This is a genomic window from Streptomyces sp. SAT1 (assembly GCF_001654495.1).
Lineage (GTDB): Bacteria > Actinomycetota > Actinomycetes > Streptomycetales > Streptomycetaceae > Streptomyces > Streptomyces andamanensis.
In genome coordinates this window covers 5,258,546-5,277,951 of record NZ_CP015849.1, presented here as the reverse complement: position 1 = coordinate 5,277,951, position 19,406 = coordinate 5,258,546, and the positions used below count along the sequence as shown (strand labels likewise).

Here is a 19,406-nt window from a genome sequence, read left to right as displayed (position 1 = left end):
TCGGGCCTGTGCGGGTTCAGCGGGCGCCGGTGGCCGTGGTGGGCGTGCCGGTGCCGTTCTCCGCCTTCAGGACGCGCCTGCGGCGCCACACCACCAGCGGCACGGCCGCGGTGAGGGCCACGCCGCCGGGTGCCACGGTCAGCGCGCCGGCCGCCGAGGACTGCTGGCCGATGCCCTTCTGGTCGAAGGTGTCGGGGACGGGCAGGGTGCCCCAGCGGTTGATCGGCCAGGCCCGCACGATGGCGCGGCCCACGACCTCCTTGACCGGGACCATGCCGTGGTTCTTGTCGGCCTGGTTGTAGCGCGAGTCGCGGGAGTTCTGCCGGTGGTCGCCCATGACCCAGATGAAGCCCTTGGGGACCTTGACCTTGAACTGGCCGCCCTGGTCGTCCTGGCTGCACGGCGTGTTGCCGGGGTAGACGTACGACGACTCGTTCAGCGCCTTGCCGTTGACGATCAGAGGGCCGGTGCCGTGGCACTCGACGGTGTCGCCGCCGACGCCGACGACCCGCTTGATCAGGTCCTTCTCCTCGGCCGACGGCATCAGGCCGATCCAGCTGAGCACCGTCTGGAGGGCGTTGGGGCTGGCGGTGGGCTCACCGGCCAGCCAGTCGTCCGGGTCGTGGAAGACGACGACCTCGCCCCGCTCGGGCTCGGAGCCGAACCACGGGGTGAGCTTGTCGACCAGGACCCGGTCGCCGCGCTGGAGGGTGTCCTGCATCGAGTCCGACGGGATGGAGAACGCCTGGACGAGGAACGTCTTGATCAGGAGCGCCAGCACCAGGGCGATGACGATCAGGATCGGCAGCTCCTTCCAGAAGGAGCGGGGTTTCTTCGCCTCCCCGGTGCCGCCGTCCGCTGCCTGGTCATCGCTCTGGCTGTGCTCCGTCACCGTGCCGTCCTCGGCTGTCGTGCTCTTGTTCCCGGAGGTCACGGTGCCGTCCGCGGCAGGACCCGCCGCGTCCACGGGGTGTCCGCGGTGCTCCTCGCCGTCGCTGCCGGATCGTGCGCCAACCGCCACATCCCCCACGCCAACTCCTCACTCCTCGCCGCAGCCCGCCCCGTGCACGGTGCAGGCCCACCACTCCCATAACGAGCGGGAGTTCCGCAGGGCTCGGGAGTTGAACCGATCTGTTGGGATCGTAGCGGGCAACCCTATGCGAAGGCGGCCCGGCGGCGTCCGACCCGGCCGCCGCGTCGGAGCCCGCGCCGGTCACCTCCGAGAACGTCTCCGGCTCCCTGAGCGTGCGCCAGTGGCCGAACGGCCAGCCGATGACGAGGGCCCTGCCCACCACGGACTTCTCCGAGACCGTACCGCCGTACGCGGTGTCCCGGTGGGCACGCGAGTCGGCCGAGTTGCCCCGGTGGTCGCCCATCACCCACAGGCGTCCCTCGGGGACCGTGATGTCGAACGGGGTGTCGGAGGGGGCGTTGCCCGGATAGAGGTAGCCGCCCTCGTCCAGGGGAACGCCGTTGACGGTCACCCGGCCCTGCTTGTCGCAGCACTTGACGTGGTCGCCGCCGACCCCGACGACCCGCTTGATCAGGTCCTTCTCGTTGTCGGAGGGCAGCAGGCCGATGAAGGTCAGGGCCTCCTTGACCTGCTTGACGACCACGGGGTCGTGCTTCTTCGCCGTCTCCTCCCCGTCCAGCCAGCCGCCCGGGTCGCGGAAGACGACGACGTCCCCGCGCGCGGGCTTCGCGCCGAACCACGGGGTGAACTTGTCGACCAGGACGCGGTCGCCGATGCGGATCGTCTGCTCCATGGAGCCCGACGGGATCACGAAGGCCTGCACCAGGAAGGTCTTCAGCACCAGCGCTATGAGCACGGCCACGCCGACCAGCAGCGGTATCTCCTGGACCGCGGAACGCCGGCGCCTGCGTCTGACCTTGCGCTGGAGCTTGCGCCGCTCGGCGCGGGTGCGTCCGCCGGCCGGGCCGGAGGGCCGCCGGGTCCCGGCGGGCGGCGGCTCCTCCTCGGCGGCGGCCTGGGCGCCGCGCGGCCTGCCGCGGCTACCCATGGGCCCCGCCCGCGGAGCCGGCGGCGCCCACGCGCGCGTACGCGTCCGGACGGGTGATGCGGGTCCAGTGGCCGAAGGGCCACACGATCCAGTCGGCCCGGCCGATCACGTCCCCGACCGGCACCATGCCGCCGCCCGGGGAGCCCAGGTGGTCGCGTGAGTCGCTGGAGTCGTCGCGGTGGTCGCCGAGCAGGAACAGCCTGCCGCCGGGGACCAGGACGTCGAAGGGGACCGTGGAGGGACTGTCACCCGGACGGAGGAAGGCCGACTCGTCGACCGGTGTGCCGTTCACCTCGATCCTGCCCTCCTTGTCACAGCAGACCACATGGTCTCCCCCCACACCCACAACGCGCTTGATGTAGTCGGCGTCACCGAAATAGCCGGAGCCGTCGAACACGACGACATCGCCGCGCCGCGGCTCGGCACCGAACCGGTACGCCACCTTGTTCACGAGGACCCGGTCCCCGACGCCCAGTCCCGGCTCCATCGAGCGGCTGGGGATCTGGAAGGGCTGCGCCACGAACGTGTTGAGGAGCAGCAGGAGGACCAGGCCGAGCAGCGCGGCCAGGGTGAGCCGCCCGCCGGGGACGGCGCCGGTGAACCGCGCCGCCAACGACGAACGCGACCGCTCCTCCGGTCCCTGTGCTTCCGGGGTCCCTTCGGATCCGGTGGCAGTGGGGCGGGAGGAGCGGTCGCGCTCGCTCGGCTGTGCTTCGGTGTCCATCGGGGCGGAATGCTATCCCGCCCGGCCGTGAACCCCGGAAGGCACTCAGTTCTCGCGCTTCTCCTTGATCTTCGCGGCCTTGCCGCGCAGCTCACGGAGGTAGTACAGCTTGGCGCGGCGCACGTCGCCACGGGTGACCAGCTCGATCTTCTCGACGATCGGGGTGTGCACCGGGAAGGTGCGCTCGACGCCGACGGAGAACGAGACCTTGCGGACCGTGAAGGTCTCGCGCACGCCGGAACCCTGGCGGCGGATCACCACACCCTTGAACTGCTGCACACGGGAGCGGTTGCCCTCGATGACACGGACGTGGACGTTGACGGTGTCACCCGGCCGGAAGGCGGGGATGTCGTCGCGGATCGACGCGGCGTCGACGGTGTCGAGCAGGTGAGACATGTCTCTGCTTTCTTCGCTGATGCCACAGGTCATCAACGGCAACTAGGATTTTCCGAAAGGTCTGCCGGGCGGTCGGGGCGGTCGTCGTGTCCCCCCGTGGCAGGGGCGGCCGCCGGACGGCGCACAGCAGCGGCCTATTCTTCCACGTCGTCGGCCCTGCGCCAAAATCGGCCGTACCGCTCGCCCTCCGGGTCCGGGGCCCAGCCCAGGATGGAGAGCATCTCGCGGTCCTTCTTGTCGAACGCCGCGGGCGCGCAGCGTTCGATGAGGTCGGGCCGGTTGGCGGTGGTGCGCCGCAGCGCCTCGTCGCGGCGCCAGCGGGCGATCTTCCCGTGGTGCCCGCTGAGCAGCACGTCGGGGATGTCCCGCCCGCGCCACAGCGGGGGCTTGGTGTAGACGGGCCCCTCCAGGAGGCTCGCCATGGCGCCGGGCGCGAAGGAGTCGTCGCGGTGGGACTCGGCGTTGCCGAGGACGCCCGGCAGCAGACGGGCCACGGCCTCGGTGACGACCAGGACGGCCGCCTCGCCGCCGGCCAGGACGTAGTCGCCGATGGAGACCTCGTAGACGGGTATCCGGGTGGCGTACTCGTCCATGACGCGGCGGTCGATGCCCTCGTAGCGGGCCGGGGTGAAGACCAGCCAGGGGCGCTCGGACAGTTCCACGGCGAGTTCCTGGGTGAACGGCCGTCCGCTGGGGGTCGGCACGATCAGCGCCGGGGCGTGCGCCCCCGACTCGTAGCCGTCGGCGAGGACGGTGTCCAGGGCGTCGCCCCAGGGGTCGGTCTTCATGACCATGCCGGGGCCGCCGCCGTAGGGCGTGTCGTCGACGGTGTTGTGCCGGTCGTACGTCCAGGCGCGCAGGTCGTGCACGTGCACGTTCAGCTGTCCGCGCGCGCGTGCCTTGCCGACCAGGGAGACGTTCAGCGGTTCGAGGTACTCGGGGAAGATCGTGACGACGTCGAGGCGCATCACGAGGCGTCCCCCGGCTGCGCCGGGTCACCGGATCCGTCCGAGCCCTCGGCGGGCTCGGCGGACTCGCCGGACCCGGCGGGCTCGGCGGGCTCGGCGGCGTCCCGGGTGGAGGCGATCTCGGCGCGGTCGTCGATCAGGCCGGGCGGCGGGGTGATGACGGCCCGCTGCTCCTCCAGGTCGATCTCGGCGACGATCTCCGCCACGAAGGGGATCATGACCTCGGTGCCGTCCGGGCGCTCCACGATGAACAGGTCCTGCGAGGGCAGGTGCGAGATCTCGGTGATCCGGCCGACCTCGGTGCCGTCCTCGGTGACCACGTCCAGGTCGATGAGCTGATGGTCGTAGAACTCGTCCTCGTCCTCGGGCAGCTCGTCCGGGTCGACGTCGGCGATCAGCAGGGTGTTGCGCAGGGCCTCGGCGCCGTCGCGGCCGGTGACGCCGTCGAAGCGCAGGAGCAGCCGTCCGCTGTGGACACGGCCGGCGGCGATGGTCAGCGGTCCGGCGGAGGCGGGGTCGGTGGCGAGTACGGCACCGGGGGCGAGTCTCAGTTCCGGCTCGTCCGTGCGTACCTCCACGGTCACCTCGCCCTTGATGCCGTGGGCACGGCCGATCCGTGCGACTACCAGCTGCACTGTGCTCGATCTCCTGTCATACGACTGCGGGCCGGGGACGGCCCAGTGGCCCTCCCCGGCCCGAGCCGGTTGCGATGCGGTGAAGCGTCAGCGGACGTGGTCCACGTCGACGAGGTCGACCCGGACGCCCCGGCCGCCGATGGCGCCCACGACGGTGCGCAGGGCGCGTGCGGTGCGGCCGTTGCGGCCGATCACCTTGCCGAGGTCGTCGGGGTGGACCCGGACCTCGAGCACACGTCCGCGGCGCAGGTTGCGCGAGGCCACCTGCACATCGTCAGGGTTGTCGACGATGCCCTTCACGAGGTGCTCAAGCGCCTCTTCGAGCATGCTGCTCAGGCCTCGGAGGACTCGGACTCGGCAGCCGCCTCGTCCTTCTTCTCAGCCTTCTTCTTCTGGGTGATGGCCTCACCCTTGCCCGCGTCCTCGCCGCCGAGCGACTCGAACGACGGACGGGCGGCCTTCTCCTGCGGCTGGAGCAGCGGAGCCGGGGCGGGCTCGCCCTTGAACTTCTGCCAGTCGCCGGTCTTCTTCAGGATGGCGAGCACGGGCTCGGTCGGCTGGGCGCCGACGGAGAGCCAGTACGCCACGCGGTCCGCGTCGACCTCGATGCGCGAGGGGTTCTGCACCGGGTGGTACAGACCGATCTCCTCGATGGCCCGGCCGTCACGGCGGGTACGGGAGTCGGCGACGACGATGCGGTAGTGAGGCGAACGGATCTTGCCCAGACGCTTCAGCTTGATCTTGACTGCCACGGGAGTGGGTTCTCCTGATTTTGACGTGGTGGGGCACGGCGGGACGCCGCGTGGGGTTGCGGTACCCGAGTGCCCGACGGACGCGTCAGCCGGAGGAGAGAGGGTTCCTGTGCGGCTGTCGAGTACAGCTAGCCATTGTGCCACACCCCGAGGTGCCCTTCCGGCGCGGGGTGAGCCGCACCGGGGCAGGCCTCAGGGGCACCCGGCGGACGGGTGCCGTGGCACCGGGGACGCCGGACGGCGGCCGGAGCGCGGCTGCCACGAGCAGCCGCGGTCTCAGCCCGCCGCGCCGACGACCTCCGGGATCCGGAACGGCTTGCCGCAGCCGCCGCACACGATCGGGGCCTGAGCCAGGACCGAGGGGACGACGCGCACATTGCGCCCGCAGTCGCAGACCGCCTTGACGCGGACCCCTCCCCCGGAGGAACCGTGCCGGGCGGCCGGACCGCGGAAGCTGCGGCCGGTGTCGGCGGAGGTGGCCGCCGTGTGCGCCTTCAGGGCGCGCTGGAGGCGCTCGATCGTCGGGCGGTAGCGGCGCTTGGCCTCGGGGCTGAGCGTGACCAGGGAGAAGCCGCTGCTCGGGTGCGGCTCGTCGGGGTGGTCGAGGCCCAGCTCCTCGGCGATCGCCAGGAACCGGCGGTTGTGGTATCGGCCGGCGCGGGAGGTGTCGCGCACCCCGCGCGCCGCGGCGATGCCGTGGACTGCCTCGTGCAGCAGTCGCTCGAAGGAGAGTTCGTGCCCGCACGCGGACGACGACTCCCCGATCAGGGACTCGGGTGCGGCGAGATCGGGCAGCTCGGGGTGGTACCGCTGAATGTCGGCCCACGCCTGTGCCAGCTCCGCGGCGAGAACAGGTGGTGTCTGTGTCGTGCTCACGTAATGACAACGAGCGGGAGGGCCACTGTGTTCCTATTCCGGGGCATCCCAAATAATTTGCACGTACCCGTCAGTTGGCACCGATGCGCCCTGACGAGGGCGGGTGCGCTGATCTGCGGAGAAGCCTCACAGCTCATACCAAGGTGGTGCGTAGCCCCGCGTACGCACCGGGCGCGCGGATCTCCACGCGCGCCGGTGTACAGGTGTTCCCGCGGTGTACAAGAGACGTTTCGGCCGCTTCCGGGACGGGAGCCGTACCTCACTCAGCGTCTGTGACATCGGTGACGTTACCGGGCACGCCGCCACCGCCCCGCACCGCCCCACCCCCGGCGCCCGTCACGCCCGGGTGAGCCCCCGGTTTCCGGGATGTGAAATCTCCGGACCCGGCCCCCGGAACGGACGAACAGTCCCACCCGACCCCTGGACGCCGTGCGGAGCGGGGAGTTACCTGGCATACGGGAAATGCGGCCGCGCGCCGCACGGGGGCCACGGAACCGGCACAGCGGCAAAGCTCGGCGGATTGGGGCACTCATCCATGACACCTACGCTCGTGCGCCAGCACCCGTCCCGCACGGGGCCCGCGCTCCGGGTGGACCAGCGGGCACGCGCGCGTGACTGGTCCGAGATCCAGGAGCGGATGCTCGTACCGCTCTACGAAGCCGTCCACGAACGACTCGGCGTGGGCCCCGGCACCCGCCTGCTGGCCCTCGGCTGCGGCACCGGGCTCGCCCTGCTCCTGGCGGCGGCCCGGGGCGCGGCGGTCACCGGCACCGACACCCGCCCCGAACACCTGGCCCTGGCCCGCGAACGGCTGCTGCCCGCGGCGCCCGGCGCAGCCGGGACGGCGGGCACGCGCGCGTGCCCGGACGCCGCCTCCCCCGCGCGGACGACGCCACGGCTCGTCGACGGCCCGCCCGGCGCCCGCGACCACCGGGCCCCGTACACCCTCGTGACCGCCTTCGAACCCCTGGGCTGCCCGGCGGGCGACCCGCCGGAGCCCGCCGCGCCGCTCACCGCGGCCGTCCCGCTCGCCGGGCGCGGCACGCCGGTGGTGCTGGCCGGCTGGGGCCCGCCCGAGCGCTGCGCGGCCACAGACGTCCTGCGCGTGGCCACCCGGCCCGCCGATCCGCTCCCCGTCGTCCGCGACCGCCTGGAGGACGTCGCCCGAGACGCCGGACTGCGCCCGGACGGCTCCGGACGCGTCGCCTGCCCCTTCGGCTACGCCGACCTGGACAGCGCGGTGCGCGGCATGCTCTCCACCGGATGGTTCGACACGGCGATCGCCACGGCCGGGCACGACCAGGTCGGCAAGGAACTCACCGAGGCGCTCCACGCCCACCGGCGGCGGGACGGCACGGTGTGGATGCCCAACGTGTTCCGCTATCTCATCGCCCGGACCCCCTGAGCGATCGTCCGGGCACCCTGAGTGCCGCCCGGCCCGCCGCCCTCACTCCACCTCCGCCTCCAGGTCCTTCTTCAGACGGGTGACACCGGCCACCCGGTAGGCGTCGGCCTCCTCCAGCGTCTCGTTCTCCAGCAGCGCCGCGGCCAGCGCGTCCAGCTGCGGCCGGTGCTCGCGCAGCTTGCGGCACGCCTCCTCGTAGCACTCGTCGACGATCCGCCGCATCTCCGTGTCGATGGCGTCCAGGGTCTGCGGGGCGGCGGAGAGTCCGTACGCCTGCTGGGCGTCGTTCGGCAGCGCGGACAGCCGGCCCAGGTGCTCGCTCATGCCCCAGCGGGCCACCATCCCGCGCGCGATGTTCGTGACCTGCTCCAGATCGCTCTCCGAGCCGGTCGTGATGACGCCGTACACCACCTGCTCGGCCGCCATGCCCCCGAGCGCACCGATGATCCGGCCGCGTAGATACTCCTCCGTGTACGCGTACTTGTCCGACTCCGGTGTGGACAGGGTCACGCCCAGCGCACGCCCGCGCGGCACGATGGTGATCTTGCGGACCGGGTCGGCGCCCGGCTGGAGCATGCCCAGCAGCGCGTGCCCGCTCTCGTGGTACGCGGTGCGCCGCCGCTCCTCCTCCGGCATCACCAGGGCGCGTTCCGCGCCGAGCTGCACCTTCTCCAGCGCCTCCGAGAAATCGGCCTGCGTCACCTCGCTCTGCCGCCGCTTCACCGCCAGCAGGGCGGCCTCGTTGGCGAGGTTGGCCAGTTCCGCACCCGTCATGCCCGGCGTCGTGCGCGCCACCCGCGCCAGGTCCACACCGGCGGCCAGCGGGATCTCCCGGGTGTGGATGCGCAGGATGGCCTCCCGGCCGCCGCGGTCCGGCGGCGCGACGCTCACCACCCGGTCGAAGCGGCCCGGCCGGGTCAGCGCCGGGTCCAGGACGTCCGCGCGGTTGGTCGCGGCCAGCACGATCACACCCTCGGAGCCGGAGAAGCCGTCCATCTCGGTCAGGATCTGGTTCAGTGTCTGCTCGCGCTCGTCGTGTCCGCCCATCGACGCGCCGCCGCCGCGCGCCCGGCCGATGGTGTCGATCTCGTCGATGAACACGATGGACGGGGCCACCTTGCGCGCCTCCGCGAACAGCTCCCGCACCCGGGAGGCGCCCACGCCGACGATCATCTCGATGAACTCCGACGCGGACGCGGAGAAGAACGGCACGCCCGCCTCCCCGGCCACCGCCCGCGCCAGCAGCGTCTTGCCCGTGCCCGGCGGCCCGGTCAGCAGCACGCCGCGCGGCATCTTCGCACCCATCCGCCGGTAGTCGTCGGGGTGCTTGAGGAAGTCGACGACGTCGTCCAGTTCGCCCTTGACCTCGTCGATGCCCGCCACATCGGCGAACGTCGTGCGCTGGGTGCCCGGCTGGAGCTCCACCGGGCGCGGCGGCGCCTTGCGGCCCAGCAGTCCGCCCGGCCCGCCGAGACCCGAGCCGATCCGCCGCGCGAAGAACACCCACAGCGCGACGATGATCACGATCGGGGCCAGCGACAGCAGCAGATTGGACAGCAGACCGCGCTCCTGCACCACCGGCTGCGCGGTCACCGTCACCTGGTGGCTGCTCAGGCTCTGCCACAGCTTGTCGTCCGCGAAGGCCGGTCGCTGCGTCTTGAACTTCGTGTACGTGCCGCTGCCGTTCGGCTTCGCACGGGCGCTCTTCAACTGCCCCTGGATGGCGTCGCCCTTGGAGTAGATCTTGCTGACATTGCCGGCGTCCACCTGCCGGCTGAACTCCGTGTACGAGATCGTCGGCTCGTTGCCCGTGCTGTAGTAGCTCAGCGCGCCGTAGGCCACCAGGAAGACGACCACCGCGGTGACCAGCAGCCCCCACCACCGGCCGCGCATCCGCCTGCCGCCGGGCCGCCGGGGCGGCTCGTCCGGCGTGCCCTCGGTGCGCCACGGCTGGTCTGGGGCCTTGCGTGGTGGCGCGGCATTGCTCATATCTGGACGTTACGGCACATGGCGGGGCCCGGCACGCGCTGAGGGCGCCCCCGCCGAACGGGAGCGCCCTCGAACGTCGTACAGACCGACCGTCATACGGAAGTGCAGCGCTCCAGCACTCCCGAACGACCGTCGTACGGAATCTCAGCCCATGAACCGCTCAGCCCATGAACTTCTTGAACTCGTCCGGCAGCTCGAAGTCCTGGCCGCCCTGCTGCGGCAGCCCGAGGGCACCGCCCTGGGCCCCGGCGGCACGCCGCGCGGCCTCCTCCTGCTCCTGCTGCCTGCGCTTCATCGGGTTGCCCGAACGCTGCTTGCCCTTGGCCTTCTTCGGCTGCTTCTTGCTGCGGCCGGGGCCGCCGCCCATGCCCGGGATCCCCGGCATGCCCGGCATCCCGCCGCCCTGTGCCATGCGCGACATCATCTTGCGGGCCTCGAAGAACCGCTCCACCAGGTTCTTCACCGCGCTGACCTCGACACCGGAACCCTTGGCGATACGGGCCCGGCGGGAGCCGTTGATGATCGTCGGGTCCTGGCGCTCGCCCGGGGTCATCGACTTGATGATCGCGCCGACGCGGTCGACCTCGCGGTCGTCCAGGTTGTTGATCTGGTCCTTGATCTGCCCCATGCCGGGCAGCATCCCGAGCAGCTTCGAGATGGAGCCCATCTTCCTGACCTGCTCCATCTGGGACAGGAAGTCGTCCAGGGTGAAGTCCTGGCCCTTCTTCGACGCCAGCTTGGAGGCCATCTTCTCGGCCTCTTCCTGACTGAACGTCTTCTCCGCCTGCTCGATCAGGGTGAGCAGGTCACCCATGTCGAGGATGCGGGAGGCCATCCGGTCCGGGTGGAAGGCGTCGAAGTCGTCGAGCTTCTCCCCGTTGGACGCGAACATGATCGGCTTGCCGGTGATCTGCCGGATCGACAGGGCCGCGCCACCGCGGGCGTCGCCGTCGAGCTTGGAGAGCACCACACCGTCGAAGCCGACGCCGTCGCGGAACGCCTCCGCGGTGTTCACGGCGTCCTGGCCGATCATCGCGTCGACGACGAAGAGGATCTCGTCGGGCCGGACCGCGTCCCGGATGTCCGCGGCCTGCTGCATCATCTCCTGGTCGATGCCGAGGCGGCCGGCGGTGTCCACGATCACGATGTCGTGGACCTTGGCCTTGGCGAACTCGATGGAGTCCTCGGCGACCTTGACAGGGTCACCGACGCCGTTGCCCGGCTCGGGCGCGTAGACGGCGACACCGGCGCGCTCGGCGACGATGCTCAGCTGGTTGACCGCGTTGGGCCGCTGGAGGTCGCAGGCGACCAGCAGCGGGGAGTGCCCCTGCTCCTTGAGCCACCGGCCGAGCTTGCCCGCCAGGGTGGTCTTGCCCGCACCCTGGAGACCGGCCAGCATGATCACGGTCGGCGGCTGCTTGGCGAAGCGGAGGCGGCGGGTCTCGCCGCCCAGCACGGTCACCAGCTCGTCGTTGACGATCTTGAGGACCTGCTGGGCCGGGTTCAGCGCCTTGGAGACGTCGGCGCCGAGGGCCCGCTCCTTGACGTTCTTGATGAACGTCCGGACGACGGGCAGGGCCACGTCGGCTTCGAGGAGCGCGATGCGGATCTCGCGCGCGGTGGCGTCGATGTCCGCCTCGGAGAGCCGTCCCTTGCCGCGCAGGTTCTTGAAAGTCGCTGACAGGCGATCGGAGAGAGTGTCGAACACGGCGCTCGCGGTCCTCGGGGTCGGGGATGGCTGAAGGAATCGCCCTCCAGGGTATCCCGGCCGGGCAGAACCGGGTCACGGTCGTGCCCGCAACGCCTCCTCCACCGTCCGTACCGCCGCGGCCGCCTCCTCGTCCGGCAGCGGGGTGCCGGACGGGCCGGTGACGTAGAAGGCGTCCACGGCGTTGGCGCCCAGGGTGCCGGCGTGGGCGCTGCGGACGTGGACCTTCGCGTCCTCCAGGGCACGGCCGATGCGGAAGAGCAGGCCGGGGGCGTCCTGGGCGCGGACCTCGATCACCGTGGCGTGCCGGGAGGCGGCCGGGGCGAGGGTCACCCGGGGCGGGGGTGCCAGCAGGCCCTTGCGGCGCGGCTGGGCGGCGTCCCGTTCGGCGAGGCGCGCCGCGATGTCGAGCGAGCCGTCCAGGGCCCGGACCAGGTCGGCGCGGAGCCGGGCGGCCTGGGGCAGGGAGCCGTACTCGGCGGCGACCCGCCAGTCCAGCAGCAGCACGGCGCGGTCGCCGACGGCGCCGGGCAGGTCGACGGTGCGCAGCTCGGCGGTGCGGACGGTGAGGCGGTGCACGGCGAGCACCCCGGCGGCGGCGGGCAGGACGCCGGGCTGGTCGGGGACGGCGATGAGCAGTTCCACGCCCAGTGGGCCGGCCCCGGCCGGGTCCCCGCCGGTCCCCTCCGAGAGAGGTTCGGTCCGGGCGCGCAGGGCGAGGACGGGGCCGCCGGTGCGCAGGGCCTCGACGGCGAGCCGTTCCTGCTCGGCGGTGGGTTCGGCGGCGGCGGGCCCGGGGGCCTCGGGGGTGTGCCCGGCGAGGTGCGCCGCGGCCCGGCGGACCAGGTCGGCGACGAGGGAACCGCGCCAGGAGGACCAAGCGGCCGGGCCGGTGGCGAGGGCGTCCGCCTCGGTCAGGGCGTGCAGCAGTTCGAGTGTGCCCGGGGTGCCGACGGCGTCGGCGACCGCGCGGACGGTGGCCGGGTCGTCGAGGTCGCGCCGGGTGGCGGTCTCGGCGAGGAGCAGGTGGTGGCGTACGAGGGTGGTGAGGACGGCGGCGTCGGCGGGGTCGAAGCCGATGCGGGCGGCGACGTCGGCGGCGATGGTGGCGCCCGCGGTCGCGTGGTCGCCGGGCCAGCCCTTGCCGATGTCGTGCAGCAGCGCGGCGACGAGGAGGAGGTCGGGGCGGCCGACGCGGCGGGTGAGCGCCGAGGCGCGGACGGCGGTCTCGATCAGATGGCGGTCGACGGTCCAGAGGTGGACGGCGTTGCGCTGCGGGCGGCAGCGCACACGTTCCCAGTCGGGCAGGAGCCGGGTGACTAGCCCTTCCGCCTCCAGTGCCTCCCAGACCCGCACCAGGGGGCGGCCGGAGCCGAGCAGGGTGACGAGCTGCTCGCGGGCCTCGGCGGGCCAGGGCGTGGGCAGGGGGCGCGTGGTGGTGGCGAGACGGCGTGCGGCGTGCGGGGAGAGCGGGAGTCCGGCCTGTGCGGCGGCGGCCGCGGCGCGCAGCGGGAGGACGGGGTCGCGTTCGGGGCGCGCGGTGCGGGCGAGCACCACCTCGCCCTCCTGTTCCACCACCCCTTCGGCGAGCGGGGACCGTTCCGCGGCCGGTCTGCCGCCGCCCAGCAGGGCGCGCAGCCGCGGCCGTACGGCGCGCGCCCTGAGCACGCGCCCCACTTCGCGCCAGGTGACCTCGCTCGCGTACGCGACGACCCCCGCGGCCTCGTACACCTGGCGCAGCAGGGTGTCCGCGTCGAGCAGGCCCAGTTCCGCGGCGACCTGGTCCTGTTCCTGGAGGTCGAGCCGGTCGGTGGCGCGGCCGGTGGTGAGGTGGAGCGCGTCCCGTACGTCGAGGAGGCGGCGGCGGGCGTCGGCGAGGCCCTCGCGCGGGGCGTCGGCGAGCCAGGAGGCGGCGACGGCGCGCAGCGCGGTGGTGTCGCGCAGGCCGCCGTGCGCCTCCTTCAGGTCGGGTTCGAGCAGGTAGCGCAGTTCGCCGTGGCGTTCGGCGCGCGCGGCGCACAGCTCCCGGAGTTCGGGCAGGCGCGCGGGGGCCTGGTTGCGCCAGTCGGCGAGGACGGTGGTGCGCAGCGCCGTGGTGAGGCCGCGGTCGCCCGCGAGGTGGCGGGCGTCCAGGAGGCCGAGGTGGGCCTTGAGGTCGGCGTTCGCGGTGCGGCGGGCCTCGGCGGGGGTGCGTACGGAGTGGTCGAGGGCCAGGCCGAGGTCCCACACCGGGTACCAGAGGCGGTCGGCGAGGGCGGCGACGGCCGCGGGGTCGCGGCCGTCGTGCAGCAGGAGCAGATCGAGGTCGCTGCGCGGGGACAGTTCGCCGCGGCCGTAGCCGCCGACGGCGACGAGGGCCGCGCCCGTGCGGACCCCGGCGGCGGTGAACAGGGAGGTGAGCCAGTCGTCGGTGAGCCGGGCGAGGGCCGTGCGGCGCGGCGGCCCGGACCGTGTCTCCTCCTGGAGGAGGCGCAGCCGGGCCGCCGCGTAGCCGCCGGGGTGCGGGGGCCCGCCTGGTCCGGCAGTCGTGCCCTCTCCCTCGGATTTCTCCCTTCCGTCGGTTCCGGTCGTCCGGCCGGTCGCGCCGCTGGGGCCGCTGAGGCCGCTGGGGACGCTGGGTTCGCTGCTGCTGCTCGTCACCGGTGACTCCTGTCTCGATCGCCCGCCGGTGCGGCCGGTCCGGAGGGTTCTGCGGAGCGGCCGCACCGGCGGGTCTGCCGAAGCCGTCAGAGCGCGTCGGGGCCGCGTTCGCCGGTGCGGACCCGCACGACGGTGTCGACGGGCAGGGACCAGACCTTCCCGTCGCCGATCTTGCCGGTACGGGCCGCCTTGACGACGGCTTCGATCAGCTGGTCGGCCTCGTCGTCCTCGGCGAGCACCTCGATCCGGATCTTGGGGACCAGGTCGACGGTGTACTCGGCGCCACGGTAGACCTCGGTGTGCCCGCGCTGGCGGCCGTAGCCGCTGGCCTCGGTGACGGTGAGCCCGTGGACGCCGAACGACTGGAGGGCTTCCTTGATCTCGTCGAGGCGGTGCGGTTTGACGACGGCGGTGATGAGCTTCATGCGTCCACCTTCTTGTTCGGGGTGCCCGGCCTGCCCTGCGCGGCGGCGGCCAGGGCGGTGACGGCGCCGGCCACACCGCCGCCCGCGCCGCTGAAGTCGTAGGCGGTCTCGGCGTGCTGGGCCTGGTCGATGCCGGAGATCTCCTCGTCCTCGGTGACGCGCATCCCGATCGTCCGGTCGATGAGGAAGGCGAGGACCGCGGAGGCGACCAGAGAATAGGCGAGGACGGCGAAGACTCCGGCGCACTGCTTCCAGAACTGGTCCAGGCCGCCGCCGTAGAAGAGGCCCTTGACGTCGGACTGGCCGGTGCCGCTGGCGAAGAGGCCGACCAGGAGGGAGCCGATGATGCCGCCCACCATGTGGACGCCGACGACGTCGAGGGAGTCGTCGTAGCCGAAGCGGTACTTCAGTCCGACCGCCATGGCGCACAGGACACCGGCGATCGCGCCGACGGCGATGGCGCCGAGCGGGGAGACCGCGCCGCCGGAGGGGGTGATGGCGACGAGTCCGGCGACCGCGCCGGAGGCGGCGCCGAGGGTGGTGCAGGCGCCGTGGCGGATCTTCTCGTAGGCCAGCCAGGCGAGCATGGCGGCGGCGGTGGCGATCTGGGTGTTGACGAACATCAGCGGGCCGACGCCGTCGTCGTTGCCGAGCCAGGAGCCCGCGTTGAAGCCGAACCAGCCGAACCACAGCAGTCCCGCGCCGAGCATGACCAGGGGCAGGCTGTGCGGGCGCATCGGGTCCTTCTTGAAGCCGGTCCGCCTGCCGATGACGAGGATCACGCCGAGAGCGGCGGCGCCCGCGTTGATGTGGACGGCGGTGCCGCCGGCGAAGTCGATGACGCCGAGGTCGAAGGCCCAGCCGCCGCTGCCCCAGACCCAGTGGGCGACGGGGAAGTAGACGATCGTCGCCCACAGCACCACGAACAGCGACCAGGCGGTGAACTTCACCCGGTCGGCCAGGGCGCCGCTGATCAGGGCCGGGGTGATGACGGCGAACATCAGCTGGAAGACGGCGAAGACGAAGACCGGGACGGTGTATCCGGGCCACAGGTCCGTCTTGCCGATGCCGCTGAAGCCGACGAAGCCGGAGCTCCAGCCGATGAGGGAGCCCTTGTCGGTGCCGAAGGCGAGGGAGAAGCCGTAGAGCACCCACAGGAGGGTGACGATGCCGAGGCTGACGAAGCTCATCATCAGCATGTTCAGGGTGCTCTTGACGCGGACCATGCCTCCGTAGAAGAAGGCGAGGCCCGGGGTCATCAGCATGACCAGGGCGGAGCAGATCAGCATGAAGCCGGTGTTGGCGGACGACAGCCGGGGTGCGTCCGCCGCAAGCATGATGGCTGGTGCCATCGGCGTCTCCTCGTCGGTTGTACGGCCCCGTGCGGGCGAAGCCTGGAGCGGTCCCGGCAGCGAGTCCGGGGGTGAGGGGTGGGCCGGTTCTGCGCCATGAGATTCGCGCAGCGCGGTTTCAGCGGGTGCCCCTCGTTGTTTCGCCGGGGTGACGAAGGCGCCTGGAGTGTTACGCGTCGGTGAACCGCGGGCGGACGCCGGACCGGCCGCGGACGGCCTTCCGATGACCTGGCTTGGGGGAGCCGAGTCGGGCGGTTCGGGAGGGCCGGCCGCGGCCGGGGTTCCGGGGGCCTCCGGCGCGGTGCCGGGGTCGTCCGAGGTGGTGCGGGGATCGTCCGGGGGTGCGAGAGGGGTCCTGCGGGCCGGGCTCAGACCGCCTCGGCGGTCTCGGGCAGTTCGGCGGCGAGCTGCTCGGTCAGGTCGATGACCTCACCGAGGTCGCCGAAGTCGCGTACGGCGTTGGCGACGGTCTTGCGGATACGGGTGTTGACGCGCTCGGAGCGGACCTTCTTGGCCACGTCCATCGCGTGCGCGGCGTAGCGGGTGCTCTGCTCCGGTTCGCGCTGGAGGAGGTGGACGGTGGCCATGCCGATCAGGTTGAGGGCGTAGGAGCGCTGGTGCTCGTCGTCCGCGGCGAACAACTGGACGGCCTTGTCCATGAGCGGTTCGGCCAGGGACGCGTAGGTGGGGCTGCGGCCGGCGACATAGGCGAGGTCGCGGAAGGAGTGGGAGTTCTCGCCGTACAGCTCGGCCTCGGAGAAGAAGCGGATCCAGTCGGGGTCGGGCTCGTCCCAGTCCTCGACGTCGGCGAAGGTGTCCTCGGCCATCCGCACCGCCCGCTTGCACTTGCCGGGCTGGCCCATGTTGGCGTAGGCGCGGGCCTCCATCGCATACAGCATGGACTGGGTGCGCGGCCCTGCGCAGTCCCGGCTGCCGTACTGGGCGAGGTGGATCAGCTCCAGGGCGTCGTCGGGGCGGCCCAGGTGGATCATCTGGCGGCTCATGCTGGACAGCACGTAGGAGCCGAGCGGTTTGTCGCCGGCCTCCTTGGCGGCGTGCAGGGCGAGCACGAAGTACTTCTGGGCGGTGGGCTGGAGCCCGACGTCGTAGCTCATCCAGCCGGCCAGCTCGGCCAGTTCGGCGGCGACCCGGAACAGCCGCCGGGCGGTGTCCTCCTGCTGGGGCTCCTGGAGGAGGTCCGTCACCTCGTGGAGCTGGCCGACGACGGCCTTGCGGCGCAGGCCGCCGCCGCACTGGGCGTCCCACTTGCGGAACATCACGGTGGTGCTCTCCAGTAGCTCCAGCTCGGGGCGGGAGAGGCGGCCGGGGCGGCGGGCGGCGGCGGCCTGCTCGGGCGGCGCGAGCGGGGCCGGGGGCGCGGGGACCAGCCAGCGCTGGAGCGGCTCGATGAGGGAGGGGCCCGCGCAGAGCGCCAGCGCGCTGCCGAGGAAGCCGCGCCGGGCCAGCATCAGGTCGCTGCGGGAGAACTCGCTGAGCAGGGCGACGGTCTGCGGGCCCGTCCAGGGCAGGTCGACGCCGGTGGCGGAGGGGGTCTGGCGGGCCGTGCGCAGGCCGAGGTCCTCGACGGGGACGACGCAGCCGAAGCGCTCGGAGAAGAGCTCGGACAGGATCCGCGGGATCGGTTCGCGCGGGTTCTCCCCGTCGAGCCAGCGGCGCACCCGCGAGGTGTCGGTGGAGATGTGGTTCGCCCCGAGCTGGCGGGCGCGGCGGTTGACCTGGCGGGCCAGTTCGCCCTTGGACCAGCCGCTGCGCACGAACCACGAGGCGAGCAGCTCGTTGGGGCGCTTGTCCGCGCCCGCCGAGTTCGTCCCGCCACCGCCGTTGCCGCTCACTGGAACGCCCCCAATCCTGAGACCACTTGCCGCCGGGTGCGCCAAGCCCTATCAGAATGCCGGTCGGCGTCGGCCGCCGTCCGGTGCTTGCCACCCTTCGAACGGAATACCGACTTGCCTCCGGCATACCCACGAGCGTGTGTACCCCCAGGACTCGCACACTCACAGTAATCCTACGATCACGGGCGCGGCCATGGGGATTCCAGAAACGCCACCATTCGCCACCCCTTCGAATGAACTCTCGGTGGCCGCGTCGCGATTCACTTGACACGGGACCACCGCGAGCGGGTGGAGCGATGCACCGCCAGGCGCATGCCGCCCCACGCACCACCCCCGTCACATCCGGGCGCCGCCCGGTCCGGGCGCGGCCGGGGAACCGGTGGGAACAGAACGTCACGTTCCGCATCCACTCGTAACCATCGAGGGGACGGGCCCGTTGGAGGGGGTATGGGGTTCACGATCGGCGGCATTCGCGAGATCCGCTCCGGCGCGCGGCGGCGCGGCCGGTCGTTCCGCTCGTCCGAGTGCACCGCGGTGGCCGAGTACACCGGGCTGTGGGGCTGGGACGTGGTGCGGGGCGCGCGGGCCGCGGGCGGCGCCTGCTCGTGCGGCCGGCTCGACTGCCCGGCCCCGGGCGCGCATCCCCTGGAGTTCGCGCCGCCGATCCCGGCCGGGGCGACCCTGGACGAGGTGAGCGCGGCGTGGGCCGAGCTGCCGGGCGCAGCGGTGATGCTGGCGGTCGGGCGCGCGTTCGACGCGATCGAGGTCGCCGAGCCCGTCGGGCGGCGGGCGCTGGCCCGGATGGAGCGCATGGGGCTGCCCCTCGGCCCGGTGACGGCGGCCCCGGACGGCCGGGTCCACTTCTTCGTGGCCCCCGGCGCCGCCGCCGAGCTGCCCGGCCTGCTCTACCGCATGGGCTGGGACGATCCCGCCGGCCTCGACCTGCGTGGCCTGGGTCCGGGTACGTACCTCACGGCCCCGCCCTCCGACCGCGCGGGCCTCGGTCCGGCCCGCTGGCTGCGCTCCCCCGCCCTGGACACGGCCGACCCGCCGGAGGCCCGGCTGCTGCTCGGCACGCTGGCGTACGTGGCGCACCGCTTCCGGGGGTAGCCCGGGGCGGGGCCGCGCTCGCCCGGAGGAGCGGGCGGGCGCGCTCGTACGATCGCGGCATGCCGATCACGGACGAGACGATCACGTACGAGTGGCGCGGTGAGTTCGAGGACGCCGCGCTCGAAGCGCTGCACGCGGAGGGGTTCGGGCATCCCGTCGGGCGGACCGGGTGGCGGGCGCGGCTGCTGCGGCACAGTCTCGGCTGGGTGTGCGCCCGGTCGGAGGGCCGGCTGATCGGTTTCGTCAATGTCGCCTGGGACGGCGGCGAGCACGCGTTCGTGCTGGACACGGTGGTGGCCCGGGAGCACCGGTCGCACGGGGTCGGGGCGGAGCTGGTGGCGACGGCGGCCCGGCGGGCGCGTGCCGCCGGGTGCGCGTGGCTGCATGTCGACTACGAGGCCCGGCTGCGCCCCTTCTACCTCGACGCCTGCGGCTTCCGGGAGACGGCGGCCGGTCTGCTGGCGCTGTGATCCGCGCCGGGCGGCCCCCTCCGGTACGGCGGCGGCGCCCGTCCCCACCGGAGTCCGGGGGCGGGCGCCGCTGCCGGGCGCG

The 19,406-nt window shown here is 72.7% G+C and carries 18 protein-coding genes; 3 read left to right on the top strand and 15 right to left on the bottom strand.

What is annotated here, in order from left to right:
• Nucleotides 1-16 precede the first annotated feature (16 nt).
• The 9 genes from lepB (A8713_RS22905) to A8713_RS22865 form a co-directional block, all read right to left on the bottom strand.
• Nucleotides 17-892, bottom strand: a complete 876-nt coding sequence (lepB, locus tag A8713_RS22905) for a signal peptidase I (RefSeq protein ID WP_385499258.1) — start codon at nucleotides 890-892, stop codon at nucleotides 17-19.
• Nucleotides 867-2,021 (bottom strand): signal peptidase I, encoded by a 1,155-nt coding sequence (gene lepB, locus A8713_RS22900; protein WP_064535473.1) that lies wholly within the window; start codon nucleotides 2,019-2,021, stop codon nucleotides 867-869. The genes lepB (A8713_RS22905) and lepB (A8713_RS22900) overlap by 26 nt, the downstream gene beginning before the upstream one ends.
• The gene (lepB, locus tag A8713_RS22895; protein ID WP_064535472.1) at nucleotides 2,014-2,745 is read right to left on the bottom strand and encodes a signal peptidase I; all 732 of its coding nucleotides are present in this window, start codon (nucleotides 2,743-2,745) and stop codon (nucleotides 2,014-2,016) included. Before lepB (A8713_RS22895) ends, lepB (A8713_RS22900) begins: the two co-directional genes overlap by 8 nt.
• A 45-nt stretch (nucleotides 2,746-2,790) precedes the next feature.
• On the bottom strand, nucleotides 2,791-3,141 hold the full coding sequence (gene rplS, locus A8713_RS22890; protein ID WP_064535471.1) for a 50S ribosomal protein L19: 351 nt from the start codon (nucleotides 3,139-3,141) through the stop codon (nucleotides 2,791-2,793).
• Nucleotides 3,142-3,275: 134 nt separating this feature from the next.
• Nucleotides 3,276-4,109, bottom strand: coding sequence for a tRNA (guanosine(37)-N1)-methyltransferase TrmD (gene trmD, locus A8713_RS22885; RefSeq protein WP_064535470.1), 834 nt, complete (start codon nucleotides 4,107-4,109; stop codon nucleotides 3,276-3,278).
• A complete protein-coding gene (gene rimM, locus A8713_RS22880) occupies nucleotides 4,109-4,744 on the bottom strand; it encodes a ribosome maturation factor RimM (RefSeq protein WP_064535469.1) in 636 nt (211 codons plus the stop codon). Before rimM ends, trmD begins: the two co-directional genes overlap by 1 nt.
• An 87-nt stretch (nucleotides 4,745-4,831) precedes the next feature.
• Nucleotides 4,832-5,071, bottom strand: coding sequence for an RNA-binding protein (locus tag A8713_RS22875; protein ID WP_003973401.1), 240 nt, complete (start codon nucleotides 5,069-5,071; stop codon nucleotides 4,832-4,834).
• A gap of 5 nt (nucleotides 5,072-5,076) precedes the next feature.
• Nucleotides 5,077-5,496 carry a 30S ribosomal protein S16 gene (gene rpsP / locus A8713_RS22870; protein ID WP_064535468.1) on the bottom strand — a complete coding sequence of 140 codons (420 nt, stop codon included), beginning with the start codon at nucleotides 5,494-5,496 and terminating at the stop codon, nucleotides 5,077-5,079.
• 276 nt (nucleotides 5,497-5,772) lie between these two features.
• Nucleotides 5,773-6,372 carry a hypothetical protein gene (locus A8713_RS22865; RefSeq protein ID WP_018567945.1) on the bottom strand — a complete coding sequence of 200 codons (600 nt, stop codon included), beginning with the start codon at nucleotides 6,370-6,372 and terminating at the stop codon, nucleotides 5,773-5,775.
• A 535-nt stretch (nucleotides 6,373-6,907) separates the two neighbouring features.
• On the opposite strand from A8713_RS22865, the gene A8713_RS22860 reads away from it, so the two are divergent.
• Complete coding sequence (locus A8713_RS22860) at nucleotides 6,908-7,777, top strand: methyltransferase domain-containing protein (protein ID WP_079159081.1); 870 nt, start codon at nucleotides 6,908-6,910, stop codon at nucleotides 7,775-7,777.
• A gap of 42 nt (nucleotides 7,778-7,819) precedes the next feature.
• Here A8713_RS22860 and ftsH read toward each other — a convergent pair whose 3' ends face one another.
• The 6 genes from ftsH to nsdA form a co-directional block, all read right to left on the bottom strand.
• A complete protein-coding gene (gene ftsH / locus A8713_RS22855) occupies nucleotides 7,820-9,766 on the bottom strand; it encodes an ATP-dependent zinc metalloprotease FtsH (protein WP_107440689.1) in 1,947 nt (648 codons plus the stop codon).
• 160 nt (nucleotides 9,767-9,926) lie between these two features.
• The gene (gene ffh / locus A8713_RS22850; protein WP_064535466.1) at nucleotides 9,927-11,474 is read right to left on the bottom strand and encodes a signal recognition particle protein; all 1,548 of its coding nucleotides are present in this window, start codon (nucleotides 11,472-11,474) and stop codon (nucleotides 9,927-9,929) included.
• Between the two features lie 75 nt (nucleotides 11,475-11,549).
• On the bottom strand, nucleotides 11,550-14,114 hold the full coding sequence (locus tag A8713_RS22845; protein ID WP_064535465.1) for a [protein-PII] uridylyltransferase: 2,565 nt from the start codon (nucleotides 14,112-14,114) through the stop codon (nucleotides 11,550-11,552).
• Between the two features lie 86 nt (nucleotides 14,115-14,200).
• Nucleotides 14,201-14,539 carry a P-II family nitrogen regulator gene (locus A8713_RS22840; protein WP_018567940.1) on the bottom strand — a complete coding sequence of 113 codons (339 nt, stop codon included), beginning with the start codon at nucleotides 14,537-14,539 and terminating at the stop codon, nucleotides 14,201-14,203.
• Entirely contained in the window at nucleotides 14,536-15,891 is a 1,356-nt protein-coding gene (locus A8713_RS22835) for an ammonium transporter (protein WP_064535464.1), read from the bottom strand. The genes A8713_RS22840 and A8713_RS22835 overlap by 4 nt, the downstream gene beginning before the upstream one ends.
• A 368-nt stretch (nucleotides 15,892-16,259) precedes the next feature.
• A complete protein-coding gene (nsdA, locus tag A8713_RS22830) occupies nucleotides 16,260-17,744 on the bottom strand; it encodes a transcriptional repressor NsdA (protein WP_064535463.1) in 1,485 nt (494 codons plus the stop codon).
• Nucleotides 17,745-18,191: 447 nt separating this feature from the next.
• Between nsdA and A8713_RS22825 the strand changes: the two genes are divergently transcribed.
• A complete protein-coding gene (locus A8713_RS22825) occupies nucleotides 18,192-18,854 on the top strand; it encodes a bifunctional DNA primase/polymerase (RefSeq protein ID WP_064535462.1) in 663 nt (220 codons plus the stop codon).
• A 59-nt stretch (nucleotides 18,855-18,913) separates the two neighbouring features.
• Nucleotides 18,914-19,324 carry a GNAT family N-acetyltransferase gene (locus A8713_RS22820; protein WP_064535461.1) on the top strand — a complete coding sequence of 137 codons (411 nt, stop codon included), beginning with the start codon at nucleotides 18,914-18,916 and terminating at the stop codon, nucleotides 19,322-19,324.
• Nucleotides 19,325-19,406: the final 82 nt, after the last annotated feature.